General features: G+C 67.4%; 10 protein-coding genes. 6 read left to right on the forward strand and 4 right to left on the reverse strand.

Annotated features, from left to right (window positions below):
* The first annotated feature begins 74 nt into the window (after positions 1 to 74).
* The 5 genes from dnaE (at position 75) to JRI60_RS11555 (ending at position 11,725) form a co-directional block, all read left to right on the forward strand.
* Complete coding sequence (gene dnaE, locus JRI60_RS11535; RefSeq protein WP_204225897.1) at positions 75 to 3,647, forward strand: DNA polymerase III subunit alpha; 3,573 nt, start codon at positions 75 to 77, stop codon at positions 3,645 to 3,647.
* 68 nt (positions 3,648 to 3,715) lie between these two features.
* Complete coding sequence (locus JRI60_RS11540; protein ID WP_204225898.1) at positions 3,716 to 4,543, forward strand: crotonase/enoyl-CoA hydratase family protein; 828 nt, start codon at positions 3,716 to 3,718, stop codon at positions 4,541 to 4,543.
* A 5-nt stretch (positions 4,544 to 4,548) separates the two neighbouring features.
* Positions 4,549 to 5,352, forward strand: a complete 804-nt coding sequence (locus JRI60_RS11545) for an SDR family oxidoreductase (protein ID WP_204225899.1) — start codon at positions 4,549 to 4,551, stop codon at positions 5,350 to 5,352.
* Positions 5,353 to 5,484: 132 nt separating this feature from the next.
* Entirely contained in the window at positions 5,485 to 11,082 is a 5,598-nt protein-coding gene (locus JRI60_RS11550) for a lamin tail domain-containing protein (protein ID WP_204225901.1), read from the forward strand.
* A 190-nt stretch (positions 11,083 to 11,272) separates the two neighbouring features.
* Positions 11,273 to 11,725, forward strand: coding sequence for a hypothetical protein (locus JRI60_RS11555; protein ID WP_204225902.1), 453 nt, complete (start codon positions 11,273 to 11,275; stop codon positions 11,723 to 11,725).
* Positions 11,726 to 11,809: 84 nt separating this feature from the next.
* Here JRI60_RS11555 and JRI60_RS11560 read toward each other — a convergent pair whose 3' ends face one another.
* Positions 11,810 to 14,326 carry a glycogen/starch/alpha-glucan phosphorylase gene (locus tag JRI60_RS11560; RefSeq protein ID WP_204225903.1) on the reverse strand — a complete coding sequence of 839 codons (2,517 nt, stop codon included), beginning with the start codon at positions 14,324 to 14,326 and terminating at the stop codon, positions 11,810 to 11,812.
* 339 nt (positions 14,327 to 14,665) lie between these two features.
* Here JRI60_RS11560 and JRI60_RS11565 point away from each other — a divergent pair, with 339 nt between their 5' ends.
* Entirely contained in the window at positions 14,666 to 15,253 is a 588-nt protein-coding gene (locus JRI60_RS11565) for a TIGR02265 family protein (protein ID WP_204225904.1), read from the forward strand.
* A 15-nt stretch (positions 15,254 to 15,268) separates the two neighbouring features.
* Here the strand turns inward: JRI60_RS11565 and JRI60_RS11570 are convergent, their stop codons facing one another.
* The 3 genes from JRI60_RS11570 to JRI60_RS11580 form a co-directional block, all read right to left on the reverse strand.
* Positions 15,269 to 16,348 carry a class I SAM-dependent methyltransferase gene (locus JRI60_RS11570; RefSeq protein ID WP_204225905.1) on the reverse strand — a complete coding sequence of 360 codons (1,080 nt, stop codon included), beginning with the start codon at positions 16,346 to 16,348 and terminating at the stop codon, positions 15,269 to 15,271.
* Positions 16,349 to 16,514: 166 nt separating this feature from the next.
* Positions 16,515 to 17,687 carry a peptidoglycan DD-metalloendopeptidase family protein gene (locus tag JRI60_RS11575; protein WP_204225906.1) on the reverse strand — a complete coding sequence of 391 codons (1,173 nt, stop codon included), beginning with the start codon at positions 17,685 to 17,687 and terminating at the stop codon, positions 16,515 to 16,517.
* 196 nt (positions 17,688 to 17,883) lie between these two features.
* Entirely contained in the window at positions 17,884 to 19,377 is a 1,494-nt protein-coding gene (locus tag JRI60_RS11580) for a SpoVR family protein (RefSeq protein ID WP_204225907.1), read from the reverse strand.
* Between the last annotated feature and the right edge of the window lie 15 nt (positions 19,378 to 19,392).

A 19,392-nucleotide genomic window follows, 5' to 3' on the forward strand; every position in this document is an offset into this window, starting at 1 on the left:
GCGGAGAACTGGCGCTCTCCGCGACCCTGAACAAATGTGGTGCTGTACGACCCCTTCCTGACTACCTTCCAGCCATGTCCTTTACCCATCTGCACCTGCACTCCCTGTACTCGCTCCTCGATGGGGCGATCCGGATGAAGGACCTCATCAAGACGGTGAAGGAGAAGGGGATGACGAGCGTGGCCGTGACGGATCACGGCAACATGTTCGCCACCATCGACTTCTACAAGAAGGCCAAGGACGCGGGCATCAAGCCGATCATCGGCATGGAGACCTACGTCGCCGGTCCCAAGGGCCGCAAGGACCGCTCGGAGAAGGTGGGCCACCACCTCATCCTGCTGGCCAAGAACAAGGAGGGGTACGACAACCTCAAGTACCTCTCGTCCATGGCCTACCGCGAGGGCTTCTACTACCACCCGCGCATCGACAAGGAGCTGCTCAAGGACCACAGCAAGGGTCTCTTCGCGCTCACCGCGTGCCTGGGTGGTGAAGTCACCGGCGCGGCCTTCCGCGGGGACATGGACCACGCCCGCAGGGCGGCCCTCGAGTACAAGGGCATCTTCGAGCCCGAGCACTTCTTCCTCGAGGTGCAGTCCAACGGGATGCCCGAGCAGGAGAAGGCCAACGAGAACCTCAAGCAGCTGAGCCGGGACCTCTCCATCCCCCTGTGCGCCACCGCGGACGCGCACTACATCAAGAAAGAGGACGCGCGCGCGCACGAGCTCCTCATGTGCATCGCCAGCGGCAAGACGCTCGCCGATGGCAAGCGCATGAAGCACTCCACGGACAAGCTCTACGTCACCAGTCCCCAGGAGATGCTGGAGTACTTCAAGGACACCCCCGAGGCCGTCCACAACACCCAGCGCATCGTCGAGCAGATCAACCTGGAGCTGAAGCTGGGCAAGCCCATGCTGCCCACCTTCCAGGTGCCCGACAGCCACAGTCCGGACAGCTTCATGGCGGAGCTGGCGCGCGCGAACCTCGAGGAGCGCTTCAAGGAGATCGACCTGGCGCGCTTCCGCGCCGGCCAGCCTCCCGTGGACCGCGAACCCTACAAGGCCCGCCTGGAGCTGGAGATCGGCGTCATCCAGAAGATGGGGTTCAGCGGCTACTTCCTCATCGTCCAGGACTTCATCAACTGGGCCAAGCAGAACGGCATCCCGGTGGGGCCGGGCCGTGGCTCGGGTGCCGGCTCGCTGGTGGCCTACTGCCTGCGCATCACCGACCTGGATCCGCTCCCGTACAACCTGCTCTTCGAGCGCTTCCTCAACCCCGAGCGCGTGTCGATGCCGGACTTCGATATCGACTTCTGCCAGGACCGGCGCGACGAGGTCATCAAGTACGTGGGGCGCAAGTACGGGGAGAACAACGTCGGGCAGATCATCACCTTCGGCTCGCTCAAGGCCAAGAGCGTGCTGCGCGACGTGTGCCGCGTGTTCGCGCTGCCCTTCAGCGAGGGCGACCGCATCGCCAAGCTGGTGCCCGAGGTGCTCGGCATCACCCTCAAGGACGCCATCGAGCAGGAGCCGCGTCTCAAGGAGATGATGGAGAAGCCCACCGCCATCGGGCAGGTGGACGGCAAGGACGTCACCACCAAGGACGTGCTGGAGATCGCCCTCGCGCTGGAGGGCCTGCACCGCCAGCCCGGCATGCACGCGGCCGGCGTCGTCATCGCCGACAAGCCGCTGTGGGAGTTCGTCCCCACCTACCAGCCTCCGGGTGAGGACACCCTCATCACCCAGTTCGCCAAGGACGAGGTGGAGGCCGCGGGCCTGGTGAAGTTCGACTTCCTCGGCCTCAAGACGCTCACCGTCATCCAGAACGCGCTCAACCTCATCAACCGCAACCCGCCGGACGGCAAGCCCATCCTGCGCGAGGACATCCCGCTGGTGGGGGACGAAGCGGTCTGGAAGCTGATGGCCGAGGGCGACACGGCCGGCGTCTTCCAGATGGAGTCCAGCGGCTTCACCGAAATGGTGATGAAGCTCAAGCCGTCCTGCTTCGAGGACGTCGTCGCCGCCGGCGCGCTCTATCGCCCGGGTCCGCTCGACTCGGGCATGGTGGACGTCTTCATCAACCGCAAGCACGGCCGCGAGCCGGTGGTCTACCCGCACCCCGCCCTGGAGCCCGTCCTCAAGGACACCTACGGCGTCATCGTCTACCAGGAACAGGTGATGCAGATCTCCCAGGTGCTGGGAGGCTACACCCTGGGCCGCGCGGACCTGCTGCGCCGCGCGATGGGCAAGAAGAAGGCCGAGGTCATGCAGGCCGAGCGGGCCGGCTTCCTCGAGGGCTGCAAGAAGAACAACGTCGACCTGAAGGTCGCCGGGGAAATCTTCGACCTCATGGAGAAGTTCGCCGAGTACGGCTTCAACAAGAGCCACTCGGCGGCCTACGGCCTGGTCACCATCCACACGGCGTGGCTCAAGGCGCACTACCGCGTGGAGTTCATGGCGGCCCTTCTCACCAGCGAGAAGGACAACACCGACAAGGTGGTGCTGCACATCGGCGAGGCGCGCCAGTCGGGCGTGCAGGTGCTGCCGCCGGACGTGAACCAGTCGGACATGGCCTTCGGCGCGGTGGAGGGGAAGATCCGCTTCGGCCTGGGCGCCATCAAGGGCGTGGGCGAGGGCGCCATCGAGTCCATCGTCGAGGCGCGCAAGGAGGGGCCCTTCAAGAGCCTGTTCGACTTCTGCGAGCGCGTGGACTCGCGCAAGGTGAACCGCAAGGTGCTGGAAGCGCTGGTGAAGGCCGGGGCCTTCGACTTCGAGAACCGCCCGCGGCGGCAGCTCTTCGAGAGCATCGAGCGCGCGATGAGCCGCGGCTCCAGCAGCCAGAAGGACAAGGCCGCCGGGCAGAGCTCGCTCTTCGGCATGCTGGGCGGTGGCGGCTCGAGCGGCGGCGCGATGAAGGACGACTACGTCCAGGTGGAGGAGTGGTCGGAGAAGGAGCGCCTGGCGCTGGAGAAGGAGGCCATCGGCTTCTACGTGTCGGGCCACCCGCTGCACCAGTACGACAAGGAACTCAAGCGCTACGCACGGCCCATCACCGCGGTGCAGCGCGCGCGCAAGGACGAGAAGATCACCATCGCCGGCATCGTGGCGGCGCTGCGCGAGCGGCCCACCAAGACGGGTAAGCGCATGGCGTGGGTGACGCTGGAGGACCTGTCGGGCTCCATCGAGCTGGTGTGCTTCCCGGGCAAGGACGGCACGCGCAACGTGATGGGCAAGGACGGCAAGTGGACGAAGGCGGGACCCAAGCCCGGCTTCGAGCACTGGGAGCCGTTGCTCAAGAGCGATGACCCCATCCTCGTGACGGGCACGGTGCAGATCAACCAGCGCGACGAGGACACGCCGGTGGCGGAACTCATCGTCGAGGACATCCAGAGCCTCAGGGCGGTGCGGGAGAAGCGCACCAAGCGGCTGGAGCTGCGGCTGCCGGTGGACCTGGCCACGGACGAGCGGCTGGCGAAGCTGGCGGAGATCGCCAAACAGTACGCGGGGGCCACGCCGGTGGCGGTCAGCCTGCTGTTCACCAACGAGGCCGAGGCGCTCATCGGCAACACCGCGCTCAAGGTGCAGGTGAGCGACGAGCTCATCCAATCCGTGGAGCGGCTCTTCGGCATGAAGGTGGTCGAGTTCGGCTGAGCGCGCGGGCGTGGACGCTGCCCGGGCGTTCTGCTCAAGTGGCCCTTCCTCGCGAGGGAGGGCCCTGAATGACGGCCGCATACCAGTCTCTTCGTATCGAGCAGGCGGATGGCATCGCCGAGGTGGTGCTCACCGGCCCTGGCAAGGGCAACGCGCTCGGGCCGGACTTCTGGCGCGAGATGCCCGAGGTGCTCCGGACGCTCGACGCGGATGACTCGGTGCGCGTCGTCCTCCTGCGAGGCGAGGGCGCTCACTTCACCTACGGCCTGGACCTGACGGCGATGATGGAGTCGCTCGGGCCGCTGCTGGTGGGGGAGGGGAACCTCGCGCTCGAACGCACCCGGCTCCTGCAACTCATCGAGAGGATGCAGGCCGCCACCGAGGGGCTCGCCCGCTGCCGCAAGCCGGTGCTGGCCGCGGTGCATGGCTGGTGCATCGGTGGTGGTATCGACCTCATCGCCGCGTGCGACTTCCGCTACTGCTCGCGCGAGGCGAAGTTCTCCCTGCGCGAGGTGCGCGTGGGCATCACCGCGGACCTCGGTGCGCTCCAGCGGTTGCCGCGCATCATCGGCGAGGGGAACACGCGCGAGCTCGCCTATACCGGCGGCGACATCGACGCGGACCGTGCCCTCCAGATGGGACTGGTGAACCGGGTCTTCGCCACCCCCGACGAGCTGCTGGTCGAGGCGCGCGCCACCGCGCGGAAGATCGCCGAGAACCCGCCCCTGGTGGTCCAGGGCGCCAAGCAGGTGATGGAGTATTGCGCGGACAAGTCCGTGGCGGACGGTCTGCGCTACGTGGCGGTGTGGAACTCCGCCTTCCTTCAGTCGCATGACCTCGCCGAGGCCTTCGCTGCATACGCCGAGCGGCGGCCTCCGCGCTTCCAGGGGAGATGAGTCACATGGCACAGGGTGTTTTCCGGGACGGGCTGTTGGCGGGCAAGGTGGCGTTCGTCACCGGCGGCAGCAGCGGTATCAACCTCGGCATCGCCGAGGCGTTCGTGAAGGCGGGCGCCAAGGTCGTCATCAACGGCCGCAACGCGGAGAAGCTGGAGGCGGCCGTGAAGGGTCTCCAGGCGCACGGCACCGCCATGGGCGTGCCCGCCGACGTCCGCAACTACGAGGCCGTGGAGAAGGCCTTCCAGGCGGCCCATGACGCGTACGGGGAGATCGACATCCTCGTGTGCGGCGCGGCGGGCAACTTCCCCGCTCCGGCGCTCGGCATGTCCTCCAACGGCTTCAAGTCGGTGCTGGAGATCGACGTGCTGGGCACCTTCAACGCGTGCCGCGCCGCCTACGAGCACCTGCGCAAGCCGGGCGCCTCCGTCATCAACATCTCCGCGCCCCAGGCCTACCTCCCCATGGCCATGCAGGCCCACGTCTGCGCCGCCAAGGCCGGCGTGGACATGATCACCCGCACCCTCGCCATCGAATGGGGTGGGGCGGGTGTGCGCCTCAACTCCATCACCCCCGGCCCCATCGACGACACCGAGGGCATGCGCCGGCTCGCCCCCAGCGATGACGCCCGCGAGAAGCTCACCCGCGCCCTGCCCCTGGCTCGCTTCGGCACCAAGCAGGACATCTCGCAACTCGCGCTTTTCCTGGCGTCGGATGCGGCCTCATACATCACCGGCTCCATCATGGTTTGCGATGGTGGCCAGTCTTTGCTCGGCTCTGGCCTCATGCTCCAGGCCATGGGGATGTGAAGCAGGCGGGCAGGTAGGGCGTCTTTCTTCTGGTACTGAGTTTTTCCAGGGGCGGAGTGTCTGGTAAAAAGCACTCTGTCCTTGCCCTCTCGGTATCGGGTGAGGGCTTGGCCCCTCTACCTGGAGACGTTCATGAAGCATGGACCCCCCACGCTCGCGCGACTGGTCGCGTGGAGCGTGTTGTTGCTCGGCCTGTCCGTAGGATGCGGCTCGGGTTGTGGCGATCCCATCGTCAATCCGCCGTCCTCGCGGGAGCAGCCGGACCCAGATCGCTCGACGGTGGAAGTGGACAAGGCCGTGGGCCTCCGGGCCAATGGCCAGGACGCCGCCACCCTCACGGTGACGGTGCGCAAGGCGGACGGAACGCCGCTGTCGGGCCGCACGGTGAAGGTGTCGGTCTCCGGCGAGGGCAGCGTGGTGACGTCGCCCGAGACCACCAACGCGCAGGGTGTGACCACCGCGAAGGTGGCGTCCACCGTGGTCGAGACGAAGACGGTGACGGTGTCCGTGGATGCCGAGGGCGGCCCGGTGACGCTGTCGTCGCGGCCCACCCTGGACTTCATCGTCCTGCCGGCCTCGAAGCTGGCCTTCATCTCGGCGCCTACTTCTGGCACGGCCGGAGCGGAGCTCGGGGTGTTCGACGTGGCCATCCAGAACGCGGATGGCGAGACGATGACGGAGGCAACGAACACCATCACCGTGGCGATCGGCTCCGGTCCGGCGGGCAGCAGCCTGAAGGGCACGGTGACGGCGCAGGCGGTCAAGGGCGTGGCGCGCTTCTCCGGGCTGGTGCTCGAGAAGGCCGCGCGGGGCTACACCCTGGCGGCGAGCGCCCAGGGGCTGACGGGCACGACGAGCCCGGCCTTCGACGTGGCGCCCGCCGCGCTGGCCTCGCTGGGTCTGTCCCAGGTGGTGTCGCCCGTGGCGTCTGGCAGCCCGCTGAGCCTCGAGGTCTCCGCGATCGACGCCTTCGGCAACGCGGTGACGGACTACACCGGCACCCTGCACTTCTCCTCCGATGACGGCGCGGACACGCTGCCCGCGGACTACACCTTCACCGCGGCCGACGCGGGCCGGCACGCCTTCACCAACGGCATCGTGCTGAGGAAGGCGGGCGGCGCCCGGAAGGTGACGGTGGCGGACAAGGCCAACGCGGCCCTCACTGCTTCCCTCTCGCTGGACGTGGTGGCGGGTGCCCCCGCGAAGCTCGTCTTCACCGCGCAGCCCTCCGACACCACGGTGCGCACGGCCTTCGGCGTGGCGGTGGTGCTGTTGGACGCCGCCGGCAACCGGACGACCGCCGGCTCGCCCCTGGTGTCACTCTCCCTCGACAAGGGCGGGGCGCTGTCGGGCGGCGCTTCGGTGGCGCCGGTGGACGGCGTGGCTTCCTTCCAGGGCCTCTCCACCGCCGATGACGCCACGGGTTATGTGCTGACCGCTTCCGGGCCCGGGCTCGTCCCGGCGCTCAGCAACCCCTTCACCGTCACGGACAACCTGAAGCCCGACCAGCCGATGCTGTTCCGGTCGGCCCTCACCTCCACCACCGCCACCGTCACCTGGACGGCGCCGGGCGATGACGGGGCGTTCGGGCGGGCGGCCCGCTATGACTTCAGCTACTCCACCAACCCGGATCTCTCGGGTGCCCAGACGGTGTCCATGGCGGCTCCCAAGGCGTCCGGCAGCGCCGAGTCGGTGTCGCTCACGAACCTCACCCCCGGCCTCACGTACTACGTGGCCCTGAAGGTGTCGGACAACGCGGGCAACTTCGTCCTCTCCACGCTCGAGTTCACCACGCCGTTCTCCACCGCCTCCAAGCTCGTCTTCACCACGCAGCCGCAGAACGGGACGGCCGGCGTGAAGCTGGCCCCCTTCCGGGTGGCCATCCAGGACGCGAATGGCGTGACCGTGGGCAACGAAAGCTCGGCGGTGACGGTGAAGGTGAATGGTGCCACGGGCGCCGGGACGCTCACCGTGAACGCCCTCAACGGCGTGGCCACGTTCGACTCCGTGCGGATCGACAAGGCGGGCAAGGGCTATACCCTGGATGCCTCCGTCGCCTCGGGCAGCATCACCCCCGCGACCAGTACGCCCTTCGACATCGCTCACGCCCCGGCCGATCACCTGGAGATCTCCGGTCCGAGCACGACGGTCGCCTCCCGCGCCATCAGCGTGACGGTGAAGGTGTTCGACGCCTACGGCAACGCCGCGGAGGGCTACGCCGGTCCGGTGGCGCTCTCCTCCAATGACACCGCCGCCGAGCTGCCGGACGCCTGGTCCTTCACGGCCGCCGACAAGGGGCAGCACACCTTCGATGGCGTGGTCCTGAAGACCTCGGGCCCGCGGACCGTCACCGCGTCCGCGTCGGGCCTGACGCCTGACACGCTGAACGTGGAGGTGACCGAGGCACCCCCGAGCAAGCTGGTGCTGACGGGCCTGCCGGCCACGATGAAGGCCGGCGACTCGGTGGAGATCACCGTCGAGCGGCTCGACGGCTCCAACCAGCGTGAGACCGGCTACACCGGCACGGTGCGCTTCACCTCCACCGACGCGAAGGCGGCGCCGCTGGGCGAGTACACCTTCACGACCGCCGACCAGGGCCTCAAGAAGCTCACCGTGCAGATGCTCACCGTGGGCACGCAGACCCTCCGGGTGGAGGACAAGGCCGCCCCGTCCATCTTCGCCACGGCCGACACCTCGGTGACGTGGAACACGGTGGCGAAGCTCGTGCTGGATGCTCCGGGCTCCGTGAAGGCCGGCGACCCGCTGCGTGCGACGGTCACCGCGCTCGACGCCCACGACAACGTCGTGAAGGACTACTCCGGGACCGTGCACTTCTCCGCGGACCCGGCTGACGGGGTCACGGTGCCGGCCGACTACGCCTTCCTCGCCGAGGACAATGGCAGCCGCGGGTTCGACTTCACGCTGGAGAAGGCCGTTGCCACCACGCTGACCGTGACGGACGCGGCTCGGAGCCTGAGCGCCTCCGACACGGTGGACACGGTCTCCCCGGCCGACGCCCGGACACTCGTGCTGGCCGCGCCCACGGGCCCGTTCACCGCGGGCACCGCGTTCACCGTCGACGTGACGCTGAAGGACGCCTTCGGCAACGTGGCCACCGGCTACAGGGGCACCATCGGCTTCACTGCCTCGACGGATTCGAAGGCGGTCCTGCCCGGCGACTACACGTTCGCCGCCGCGGACAACGGCCACAAGTCCTTCCAGGTGACGCTGAAGACCGCGGGCAATCAGCCGCTGGCCGTGAAGGACCAGACCAGCGGCTCGCTGAGCGATGGGAAGTCGATCAGCATCAACCCCGACGTGCCCAAGCTGCTCGCGTTCCGCGACCAGCCCCAGAGCGCCAGGGTGCGCACATCGCTGGGCTCGGTGACCGTGGGCATCACCGACGAGTTCGGAAACCTCGTCGACGTCGCGACGCCCACCATTACGCTGGCCCTGTCCGGCGGTAACGTGTCGGCCGCGCTGGGCGGAGTGCTGACCATCGCTCCGCAGCACGGCATCGCCAACTTCCCGGATCTCACCGTGGACCAGCAGGGCACGGGCTTCCAGATCAAGGCCACGGGGACGCCACTCAGCGACGCCACCAGTGCCGCGTTCAACATCACGGACGATGCCGCACCGAGCGTCGCGCCGCTCACCGTGGTGAGCACGACGAGCACCCAGGTGAAGCTGAGCTGGCTGCCCGTGGGTGATGACGGAGCCGCCGGCACCGCCACCAGCTACGACCTGCGCTACTCGACGAGCGCGATCACCGCGGAGTCGTTCGAGTCCCTCACCGACCGGGTGTCCACGGGTGCCCCCCAGGCCCCGGGGAGCCCGGATCCGGAGACGGCCACCGTCACCGGCTTGAGCCCCTCGACCACCTACTACTTCGCCCTGAAGGTCCGGGACGACGCGGGCAACAGCTCGTTCTCCGTCATCTCGGCGGAGACGGCCAACGCGAGCCCGTGCGTCCCCGACTGCGCGGCGCCCTCGTCCACCTGCGGCGCGGATGGTGTCTCGCTGACCACGACCACGGAGACCTGCGTGGTCGTGGACAACAACCCCACCTGCCAGCCGTCGCAGACGACCACCACGTGCCCCGGCCCCAGCGGCGTCTGCTTCAAGGGCGCGTGCGACACGGCCGCCGCGCCCGCAGCGGATCAGCTGAGTATCTCCGAGGTGATGCACAACCCCAACACGGGCACCACCCAGTACATCGAGGTGTCCAACAACACCTCGAACCTGCTCGACCTCAATGGCCTGCTGGTGGAGTACGTCAACGGCGGCTCGACCACTTCCTACACGGTGGGCGGTGGCGGCTCCGTTCCGGTGGTGCTCGACCACAAGGGGACGTTCGTCCTGGCGCAGGACGCGGACACCGCCAATAACGGTGGGGTCTCCGCCAACGCCGCCTACGGGAACGCCATCACCCTGAGCAGCTCGGGGGTCATCCGGCTCAGCCACGGCGCCACCACGGTGGAGGACTTCACGTACACGACGGCCTTCCCGCAGACCCGTGGCAAGGCGATGAGCCTCTCGTCGGCCGTGATGGGCACCAAGGCCCATGCCCAGTCCTGGTACTGGTGTGACGCGGAGACGCAGCTGGCGGGCGGAGACTACGGCACGCCCAACGCGCCCAACTCCACCTGCGGGGTGGACGCCACCGCGCCGGTGGACTACTGCGTCATCCAGAGCCCGAAGACGTTCCCGTCCACGGATGGCAACTACCCGGCCACCGTGGAGCCGGGCTCCTCGTGGACCATCTACAGCCAGTTCTACGAGCCGAGCGTGACCGACCGGAACACGTCTGGGAACGACTTCTACCCGTTCGTGTCCGCCGAACTGGGCTACGGCACGGACTCCACCAACCCGGCGGCCTGGACGTGGTCTCCCGTGTTCTTCAACGGCGGCTACTACAGCACCACCGCCAACAACAACGACGAGATGATGGGGACGCTGACCCTTCCCTCCGCTCCAGGCACGTACAAGTACGGCTTCCGCTACCGGTTCCAGGATCCGGCCACGGGTGACTACTCGGACTACGTGTACTGCGACCAGAGCGGGGCCGTGACTCCGCCCGCGGGTAGCTACGGCAGCGTGACCGTCGTCTCGTCGGTTCCCGTGCTGACCAACCACGTGGTCATCAGCGAGTTCTCCGGGGGTAATGGTTCCGGTGCCGGCACGACGGATGAGTTCGTCGAGCTGTACAACCCGACCGACAGCCCCGTGGATCTCAATGGGTGGACGGTTCAGTACAAGGCGGCCGCTAGCACGACGGCCTACAGCGGCACGGTCACGATCAACGCGACCACCGCCCCCGGTGGGACGATCATCCAGCCCAGGAAGTACTTCCTGCTCGGAGGTGCCAATTACACCGGCGCGAAGGACGCTTCCTACACCTTCGACTCGTCTGCTTCGACCGCGGCCGGCGGCCACATCCGCATCGGGCCCGGATTGGTTACGACCAATCTCAATGATCCGAACACGGTGGACAAGCTGGGGTATGGCACCGGGAATCAACCCGAGGGCACCGCTGCTCCGTCTCACCCGGCGGTTGGTGGCAGTCTCGAGCGCAAGGCGTACGCCACCTCCACCTCCGCGACCATGGGAGTGGGGGGTGTTGATGCCAACCACGGCAACGGTACCGACACCGACAACAACGCGAATGACTTCGTGACGCGTGCCGTCCGTCAGCCTCAGAACTCCTCGAGTCCCGCCGAGTTGCCGTAGTCGTTCGCTTCGCTGATTGTTCGACAGGCCGCTCCGGGCTACCGGGGCGGCCTCTTTCTTCTGGATGGCACCTCGTCCAGCAGGCGGCCGGTCAGGGGCGGCCGGGCGAGGTGTACGAGGGGACGGGTGCCCTTCGTCCCCCGGGCAGCCATCTTCCTGGGAGACACCCGCGGCAGGAGGATCCAGAGCCGTGAGCGCGATCATCACCTTCGACGATTCGCTCTGGCCGTTGCTCGTCATCCGCCTCACTGGCGCGCTGACGGACGCGGAGTTCGAGGCGTTCCTCGCCCGATCGCTCAGCTATGCACAGCGGGGGGAGCGGCATGTCGTCGTCTCGGACCTGTGCCAGGTGGGCCTCTTCACGGCCCATCAGCGCCAGAGGCAGGCGGAGTGGACACGCCAGCACGAGGCCCTCCTGCGTGAGCAGGTGATCGGCAATGCCACCATCGTGACCTCGGCGCCCGTGCGCCTGGTGCTCAGCCTCATCTTCCACCTCAAGGCCATGCCCATGCCGCACGTCGTCGTCTCCGACATGGGCTCGGCCGTGAGGTTCGTGACGCAGAAGCTGGAAGAGAGCGGGCTCGGCGCGGATGCCGAGCGCATCCGGCATCACTTCGGACTGTCCGGCATCCACGCTGGTTGAGCCCCCGGCCTCCGGATGGCCCGTCACCGGAGGGGGAGGGCGCCCGTGGCCGGGGTGGGCCACGGGCACTGCTTCAGTCCGGGCTCACGACTCCACGGGGGTCTGCTTCACTCCCCAGATCTCCTCGGCGTACTGCTTGATGGTGCGGTCCGAGGAGAAGATGCCCGCCTGCGCCACGTTGAGGATGGCCTTGCGCGTCCAGGTCTCCTGGTCCTTGTACGTGCGCGCCACCTCTTCCTGCTTCGCGGCGTACGAGGCGAAGTCCGCCAGCACCAGGTAGCGGTCCTCCTCCAGCAGGCTGTCCACCAGCGGCTTGAAGAGGTTCTTGTCCTCCGGCGAGAAGAAGCCCGAGGCGATGAGATCCAACGCCTCGCGCAGCTCGACGTTGCGCTCGTACTCGTCACGCGGCCGGTAGCCGGCGCGCTTGCGGGCGATGACCTCGTCCGCCGTGAGGCCGAAGAGGAAGAAGTTGTCGTCGCCCACCACCTGGCGGATCTCCACGTTCGCGCCGTCCAGCGTGCCCAGCGTGAGCGCGCCGTTCATCATGAACTTCATGTTGCCCGTGCCCGAGGCCTCCATGCCCGCGGTGGAGATCTGCTCGGACACGTCCGTCGCCGGGATGATGCGCTCGGCCAGACTCACCCGGTAGTTGGGCACGAACAGCACCTGCAGGCCCGTGGTGCCCGCGTCGCTGTTCACCACCTCGCTGATGCCGTTGACCAGCCGGATGATGAGCTTGGCCAGGTGGTAGCCCGGGGCCGCCTTCGCGCCGAAGAGGAACACGCGCGGGGCGATGATGGTGCTGGGATCCCTCCGCGCCTTCATCCACAGCGACACGATGTGCACCGCGTTGAGCAGCTGGCGCTTGTACTCGTGCAGGCGCTTGATCTGCACGTCGAAGATGGCGTTCGGGTCCAGGTTCACCCAGCACGTGTCCCTCAGGTAGCGCGCCAGGTCCTCCTTGTTCTGCTTCTTCACCTCGGCGAAGGCCTTGCGGAACTGCGGATCCTCCGCGTGCGGCACCAGCTTCTGCAGCTGATCCAGATCCGTCGCCCAGCCATCGCCGATGCGGCTGGTGATGAGCTTGGACAGCCGCGGGTTGCTCCACAGCAGCCAGCGCCGCGGCGTCACCCCGTTGGTCTTGTTGTTGAAGCGCTCGGGGTACATCTCCGCGAAGTCCGGCAGCACGTCGCGCCGCAGCAGGTTGGTGTGCAGCGCCGCCACGCCGTTGACGCTGTGGCTGCCCACCACCGCCAGGTGCGCCATGCGGATCTTCTTCTCCGGGCCCTCCTCCACCAGGCTCATCCGCCGCATCCGGTCGTTGTCGAACGGGTAGCGGATCTGCACCTGCCGCAGGAAGCGCTGGTTGATCTCGTAGATGATCTCCAGGTGCCGGGGCAGCAGCCGCTCGAAGAGCGTGGCGGGCCACTTCTCCATGGCCTCGGCCAGCAGCGTGTGGTTGGTGTAGCCGAACGTGGCCTGCGTCACCGCCCACGCCTCGTCCCAATGCAGGCGCTTCTCGTCCACCAGCACGCGCATCAGCTCGGCCACGGCGATGGCCGGGTGCGTGTCGTTGAGCTGGATGGCGGCCTTCTTGGGGAAGTCGTTGAAGTCCGTGTGGCTCTTCAGGTAGCGCCGGACGATGTCCGCGATGGAGCAGGCCACGAAGAAGTACTGCTGCTTGAGGCGCAGCTCCTTGCCGGCCTGGAAGGCGTCGTTGGGGTAGAGGACCTTGGAGATGACCTCCGAGTCGTTCTTCTCCACCACCGAGCGCTCGTAGTCACCGGCGTTGAAGAGGAGCAGGTCGAACTCCTCGCTGGCGCGCGCCTGCCACAGCCGCAGGGTGTTGACGGTGTTGTTGCCGTAGCCGGCGATGGGCGTGTCGTAGGGAACGCCGATGACCGTCTTGCCGCCCACCCAGCGCGCCACGGGCCGGCCGTCGGCGCCCTGGTGGTGCTCCACGCGGCCGAAGAAGCGCACCGGCACCGCCTTCTCGGGGCGGACGATCTCCCACGGGTTGCCGAACTTCAGCCACTCGTCGGCGCGCTCCACCTGGTAGCCGTCGACGATGTCCTGGGTGAAGATGCCGAACTCGTAGCGGATGCCGTACCCCATGCCGGGGTAGCCGAGCGTGGCCAGCGAGTCGAGGAAGCACGCCGCCAGGCGTCCCAGGCCACCGTTGCCCAGGCCCGCGTCCGGCTCCATCTCGATGAGCGAGGGCAGGTCCACGCCCACCTCGCGCAAGGCCTGCTCGGCGGCGTCGTACATGCCGATGTTGATGAGGTTGTTGCCCAGCGCGCGACCCAGCAGGTACTCGGCGGACAGGTAATAGGCACGCTTCACGTGCTGCCCGTGATAGGTGCGCGCGGTGCGGACCCACCGATCCGCGAGGCGATCGCGGACGGCCAGCGCCAGCGCCATGAAGCGGTCATGCGCGGTGGCCGTCTCCGGGTTCTTTCCGCGCGAGAAGCGGACGTGCTCGAGGAAGCCTCGGCGGACGTTGCGCGGGTCCAGCCCGGTGCGGCTGGGCTCACGTCCCGTGTCGTGCGTGTCGGTCGCGGAGGTGTTCGGCAGATCGGCGACGGGTGCGAGGTTCGACATTCGTGGAGCTCTTCGGGGATGTTCAGGTTGCGAGATGCGCACGGTGCTCTCACTCCAGGACCGTGCGCTGGGTGGGCCAGGGTATCCGTCTCTGGCCCCGCTCGCACCGAAAGAAAAAACGAGTGCTTCCAGGGCGGGCAGGCTGTCCCCCGGCCGGCTCGCGCCAGGGGCTCGTGGACCGGGCCCGCCATGGCGCGGATGCAGGCCTTGGAGGCGGGCATCCCCCTCGGTGGACGGCGGGAAGCGGTGGTGCAGAGACTTGGCCGATCAGATGAAGAGTCTGGTAGTAAGCATGGGCATCCAGGTCCCGCCCCCGGCCTGGGACCCGGAAGGTCTTCCATGCCCAGCGACAAAACCGACCTCGCTCAGCGGATCGCCATCTGCAAGCCCGAGGACACCGTGCGGGGCTTCATCTTCAAGTCCGTGTATGGGCTGGTGGAGCAGCGCGTGGGCAGCGCGGGAACCGACCAGATGATGCAGCAGCTCCGGGTGCACAGGATGCCGGTGGACTTCTTCTCCTACCCGGCGGCGGACTTCCTGCGGATGCTGTACGCGGCCGTGGACGTGTTGGAGCCCCAGTATCCCTCCGTGCTGGATGCCTTCCGGGCGTGCGGGGCCGCCACCGTGACGGGCTTCTTCAACTCCTACGTGGGCAACACGCTGATGCGGCTGGTGGGGCTGGGAGATCCCAAGCGCGTCTTCTCCTCGGTGGACACCATCTATTCCACCCTGGTGAGCTACGGAAAGCGCTCGTACGAGGAGCTCGGAGAGGGCCGCATCCGGCTGCACTACCGCGGAGACATGCAGCCCATCTACTTCCATGAGGGAGCCCTCACGGAGGCGCTGCGCGTGCTGCGGGGCAACGGCAAGGCCACGGGCCGGGCCGTTTCCCTGAACTACGGCGAGTACCTGCTCGAGTGGTCCTGAGCTCCGTCCGGAGGCTCAGCGCCGCTGTCCCGCCCAGAAGAGGTTGGTCCCCGTGGAGTCCGTGGTGAGCTCCAGCGTGCTCATCCGGCGCTCGGGCGGGCCCTCGCACATCACCTGGAACTGCGAGGGGGTCCGGTGGATGACGAACCAGTCGCACACGTACTCCATGAGGGCTCGCCAGGGATTGTGCCCCTCGTGCAGGTTCGTCAGCAGCAGCAGGCCGCCGGGCGCGAGCATGGAGGCCATCGTGTCCAGGAAGCGGGCGATGACGTTGTCCTTGAGGTAGTCGAGGATGCCCGCGGCGACGATCACGTCCATGGGGCCGCTGGGGTCGTGCAGTTTGTCCACGGCCTCGCGGTGGCGCAGCAGCTGGTAGGTGGAGAGCTGGACGTATTGGATTTTCGGCTCGGGCGCGCCGCCGCGGGGCAGGCGCGCCAGCTTGTCGAATTGCCGGCGGCAGTAGTCCAGCGGCGCGGGGTCGAAGTCGCACAGGGTGTAGGCGCCGGTACCGCCCAGGGCGGTGTGCTCCCTCAGCGTATGTTCCGGCCCGCAGGCGAAGGAGAGCACGCGCAGGGGGCGCCCCAGCTCCTGCTCCCGCCGGCGGATGTGGCCGAGCAGCCAGGGGGGCCGCGCGCGGTGCGCCTGCGAGGGGCCGCAGTGGAGCGCGTAATGGGAGATCAACCGGGCCATGGTGGAGACGCCCTGATCCTCGCTGCCGAAGAGCATCTCCACCGTGACGTAGTCCCCGGGGTAGCCCAGGGGCTTGTCCACGCACCGGCGGATGAGGGGACTCTGCAGGAAGTAGGGCTGGATGGCCGCGCGGTGGTGCTCCAGCGCTCCCTCCCGCTCCTCCTCCGTGAGCGCCTTGTCCAGCTCCGTGAGCCGGGCATAGAGGCCGTTGAGCCAGCTGGTCACCTCGGGCGTGCGCCGCCGGAGGATCTCCCGTTGCTCCTCCTGCATCGTCTGGCGCTGCTGCGGATCCCTCGGGAACCGCGCCAGGCGCTCCGGCAGGCCCTGCTGCAGTTCCGCACTGAGTCGGGCCAGCCCACTGTGGAGCTCCTCGGCGGTCTGGATGAATTCGGCGATAGCGGACATTTTCTGCCTGGGGGGATGGGGGGGTACTGCCTGGGGGTAATTTTCCATCCTATCAGGCAGGTCGGCCCTCGCCGAGGGGCCCCCCGCACGGCGGCCTGGCTCGCGGTGGAGCGGAAGGCGCGAGCGGACCCTACATCCCAGGTCTAGCGGCTTTTCGGGGAAGAGCCTATTTCTGGGCGCCCACCGCCGCCACGGAGACGGCGTCGAGCTGCTGCGCCAGAGGGGCCAGCTTCGCGCGGAAGTCCGGGAGCAGGTTCTTGGGCAACGGCTCCGTGCGCGGGAAGTTCTGGTTGAGCGGGTTGACGTAGGCCCCGTTGCGCTTGAGGGCATAGTGCAGGTGCGGGCCGGTGCTACGGCCCGTGTTGCCCGACAGGGCGATGACCTGCTTCTGGCTCACCCGCGCCCCCGCACGCACGCCCGCGCCGAACTTGGACAGGTGCAGGTAGCACGTCTCGAAGCCGTTGGTGTGCCGCAGGCAGACGGTGTTTCCGCCCGCCCCCGTGTTGTGCGCCACGGTCACGGTACCGTCCGCCACCGCCCACACCGGCGTGCCCACCGTCGCCGCGTAGTCCACGCCGTTGTGCGCCTTCACGTACTGCAGCACCGGGTGGAAGCGGCTGCCGAACCGGCTCGTGACGTGCGCGTACTTCAGCGGGCTCTTCAGGAAGGCCTTGCGCGCGCTCGAGCCGTCCTCCTGGAAGTAGCTCGCCCTCCCGTCCGGCATCTCGTAGCGGAAGACCCGCTTGTGGCCCACCGACTCGCCCTCGTACGTCGCCGCCAGCACCTCGCCGTAACGCAGGATGCGGCCCTTGGAGACGAACTTCTCCACCAGCGCCCTCGCCCTGTCCCCCTTGCGCACGTCCCGGTAGAAGTCGATGTCCCAGGCGAATACGTCCGCCAGCACCATGCCGATCAGCGGATCCTCTCCCGCCGCCAGCGCCGCCTCGTACAGCGAGTTGTTGATCTCCAGCGACACCAACCCCACCTGCTTCTCCACCTCGATGGCGCGCTTGCTGCCGACGAACTTGTCTCCGTCGCGCCGCACCTGCCACTCGTCCACCGAGCTCTGCCGGTAGTCGAAGAAGTCCAGCTCGCCACCCTTCATCACCAGGCGGAACTGGTCTCCCACCCGCGACTTGCGGAAGTCGAACACGCCCTCCAGCGCGGAGATGACAGCCCCCGCCTGCTCGACCGGCAGCCCTGCCTCCTGCAACGCCACCGCCAGCGGCTGGTTCGGCTCGATGCGGCGGTTCCTGACGGTGTACTGCGTGGTCGAGGCTTCGGCGAAGGGCGCGGCGAACAGCACACCCAGGCACAGGACGGTGGCGGCGAGTCTCATGGGGCCCGCGCAGTGTAGTGGAGCTACAGGCCTGTGCCTAACTTCCGGCAGAAGATTTCCCCATGATACCGGGCGCTCGGTTGCTCGGCTGCCCTCCCGGATTCAGGGGGACCAGGGTTTGGGCCACGGGGGAGGGGATGACCCTCACCCCAGCCCTCTCCCAGAGGGAGAGGGGGCATACACGGGTTCGGCCCGGTTAGAGGTCGATCTTCTTTTCCGTGTGGTTCTGACCGTCGAAGCGCAGCAACACGCCCTTGTTGTCGTACTTCGTGATGATGCACGTCGGCCGCCGCCACAACGACTGCAGGTTGCGCAATGTCTCCCGCGCGTAGTCACCCTTCAGATCCTGCCCGTCGTGCTTGTGCGCCAGCAGCAGCTCTCCTCGATTCTCGTGGTTGCCGTCCACCACCTCGATGATCGGCTGCCCGAAGTTCGTCAGCCCCTGCAACAACTTGTTCTTCACCTTCCGGAACTCACGGTCCAGGATCTCCCATGAGTTCCTCTTCTCGTTGAAGCCGTACACGAACAGCTTCTGCTCGATCGCGAACTCCGGCGTCAGGAACGTGTCGATGAAGGTGATGTCGTTGTAGTGCTTGCGCACCTCGAAGATCTTCTCCCGGCCCACTCCCAGCTTCTTGTCCCACGAGCGCCGCGCCCTCAGGTCATCGCACTCGTCCCACTCCTTGCCGAACCGGCCCTTGTTCCACCTCTCCTCGATGTCCCGCCACAGCTCGATCCCCAGCTTGTATGGGTTGAGCGCTCCGGGCCTCGTCCCCATCGTCCCCGAGTGCCGGTCCGCGTAGTCGATGACCTCGTCATCCTTCAGCGCCCGCCTCGTCATGATCGTCGAGTGCCAGTAGCTGGCCCACCCCTCGTTCATGATCTTCGTCTGGCCCTGCGGCGCGAAGTAGTAGGCCTCGTCCCGGATGATGGACAGCACGTCCGACTCCCACGGCTCCAGCGGCGCGTGCTCCAGCAGGAACAGCAGCACGTCCCGCTGCGGACGCTCCGGGAACTTCTTGGCCCGCTGCTTCTCGTCCTCCACCTTCTTGCGCTGGCTGTCCAGGAACTCGGCCGGGTTGATGAAGCCGCGCATGTACTCGCGGTTCACCTTGAAGCCCTCCACCCGCTCGTTGGACTTCATCTCGTCCTCGGCCCTCTTCGGGTCCGGGTTGCGACGGATGTGCGGCGCGTGCTGGTCGATCAGGTTCTCCAGCGACAGCGTCCGGTCGATGAAGTCCTCCACCTTCTCCACGCCAATCTTGTCGATCCACCGGCGCACGCGCGTGGCGTGGTTCGCCATGTCGTCGATCATCCGGCGGTTGGTGTGGCGGAAGGAGAAGTTGTTCTTGAAGAAGTCGCAGTGGCCGTACACGTGCGCCATCACGAGCTTCTGATCCACGTCCGAGTTGCTCTCCAGCAGGTACGCGTAGCAGGGGTCGTTGTTGATGACGAGCTCGTAGATTTTCGAGAGCCCGTACTCGTACCCCTTGGACAACTGCTCGTACTCCATTCCCCAGCGCCAGTGCGGATAGCGCGTGGGGAAGCCTCCATAGGAGGCCACCATGTTGAGCTCGTCGTAGCTGACGACCTCGAAGATGGTCTCGAAGAAGTCGAGACCGAACTGGCGGGCGTAGCCCTCGATCTCCTCCTTCAGCTTGCTCAACGGCGGGGTGAGGCTCTTGGGCATCGCGAGCTCCGGCGA

Source organism: Archangium violaceum (assembly GCF_016887565.1).
In the GTDB taxonomy this organism is placed as follows: domain Bacteria; phylum Myxococcota; class Myxococcia; order Myxococcales; family Myxococcaceae; genus Archangium; species Archangium violaceum_B.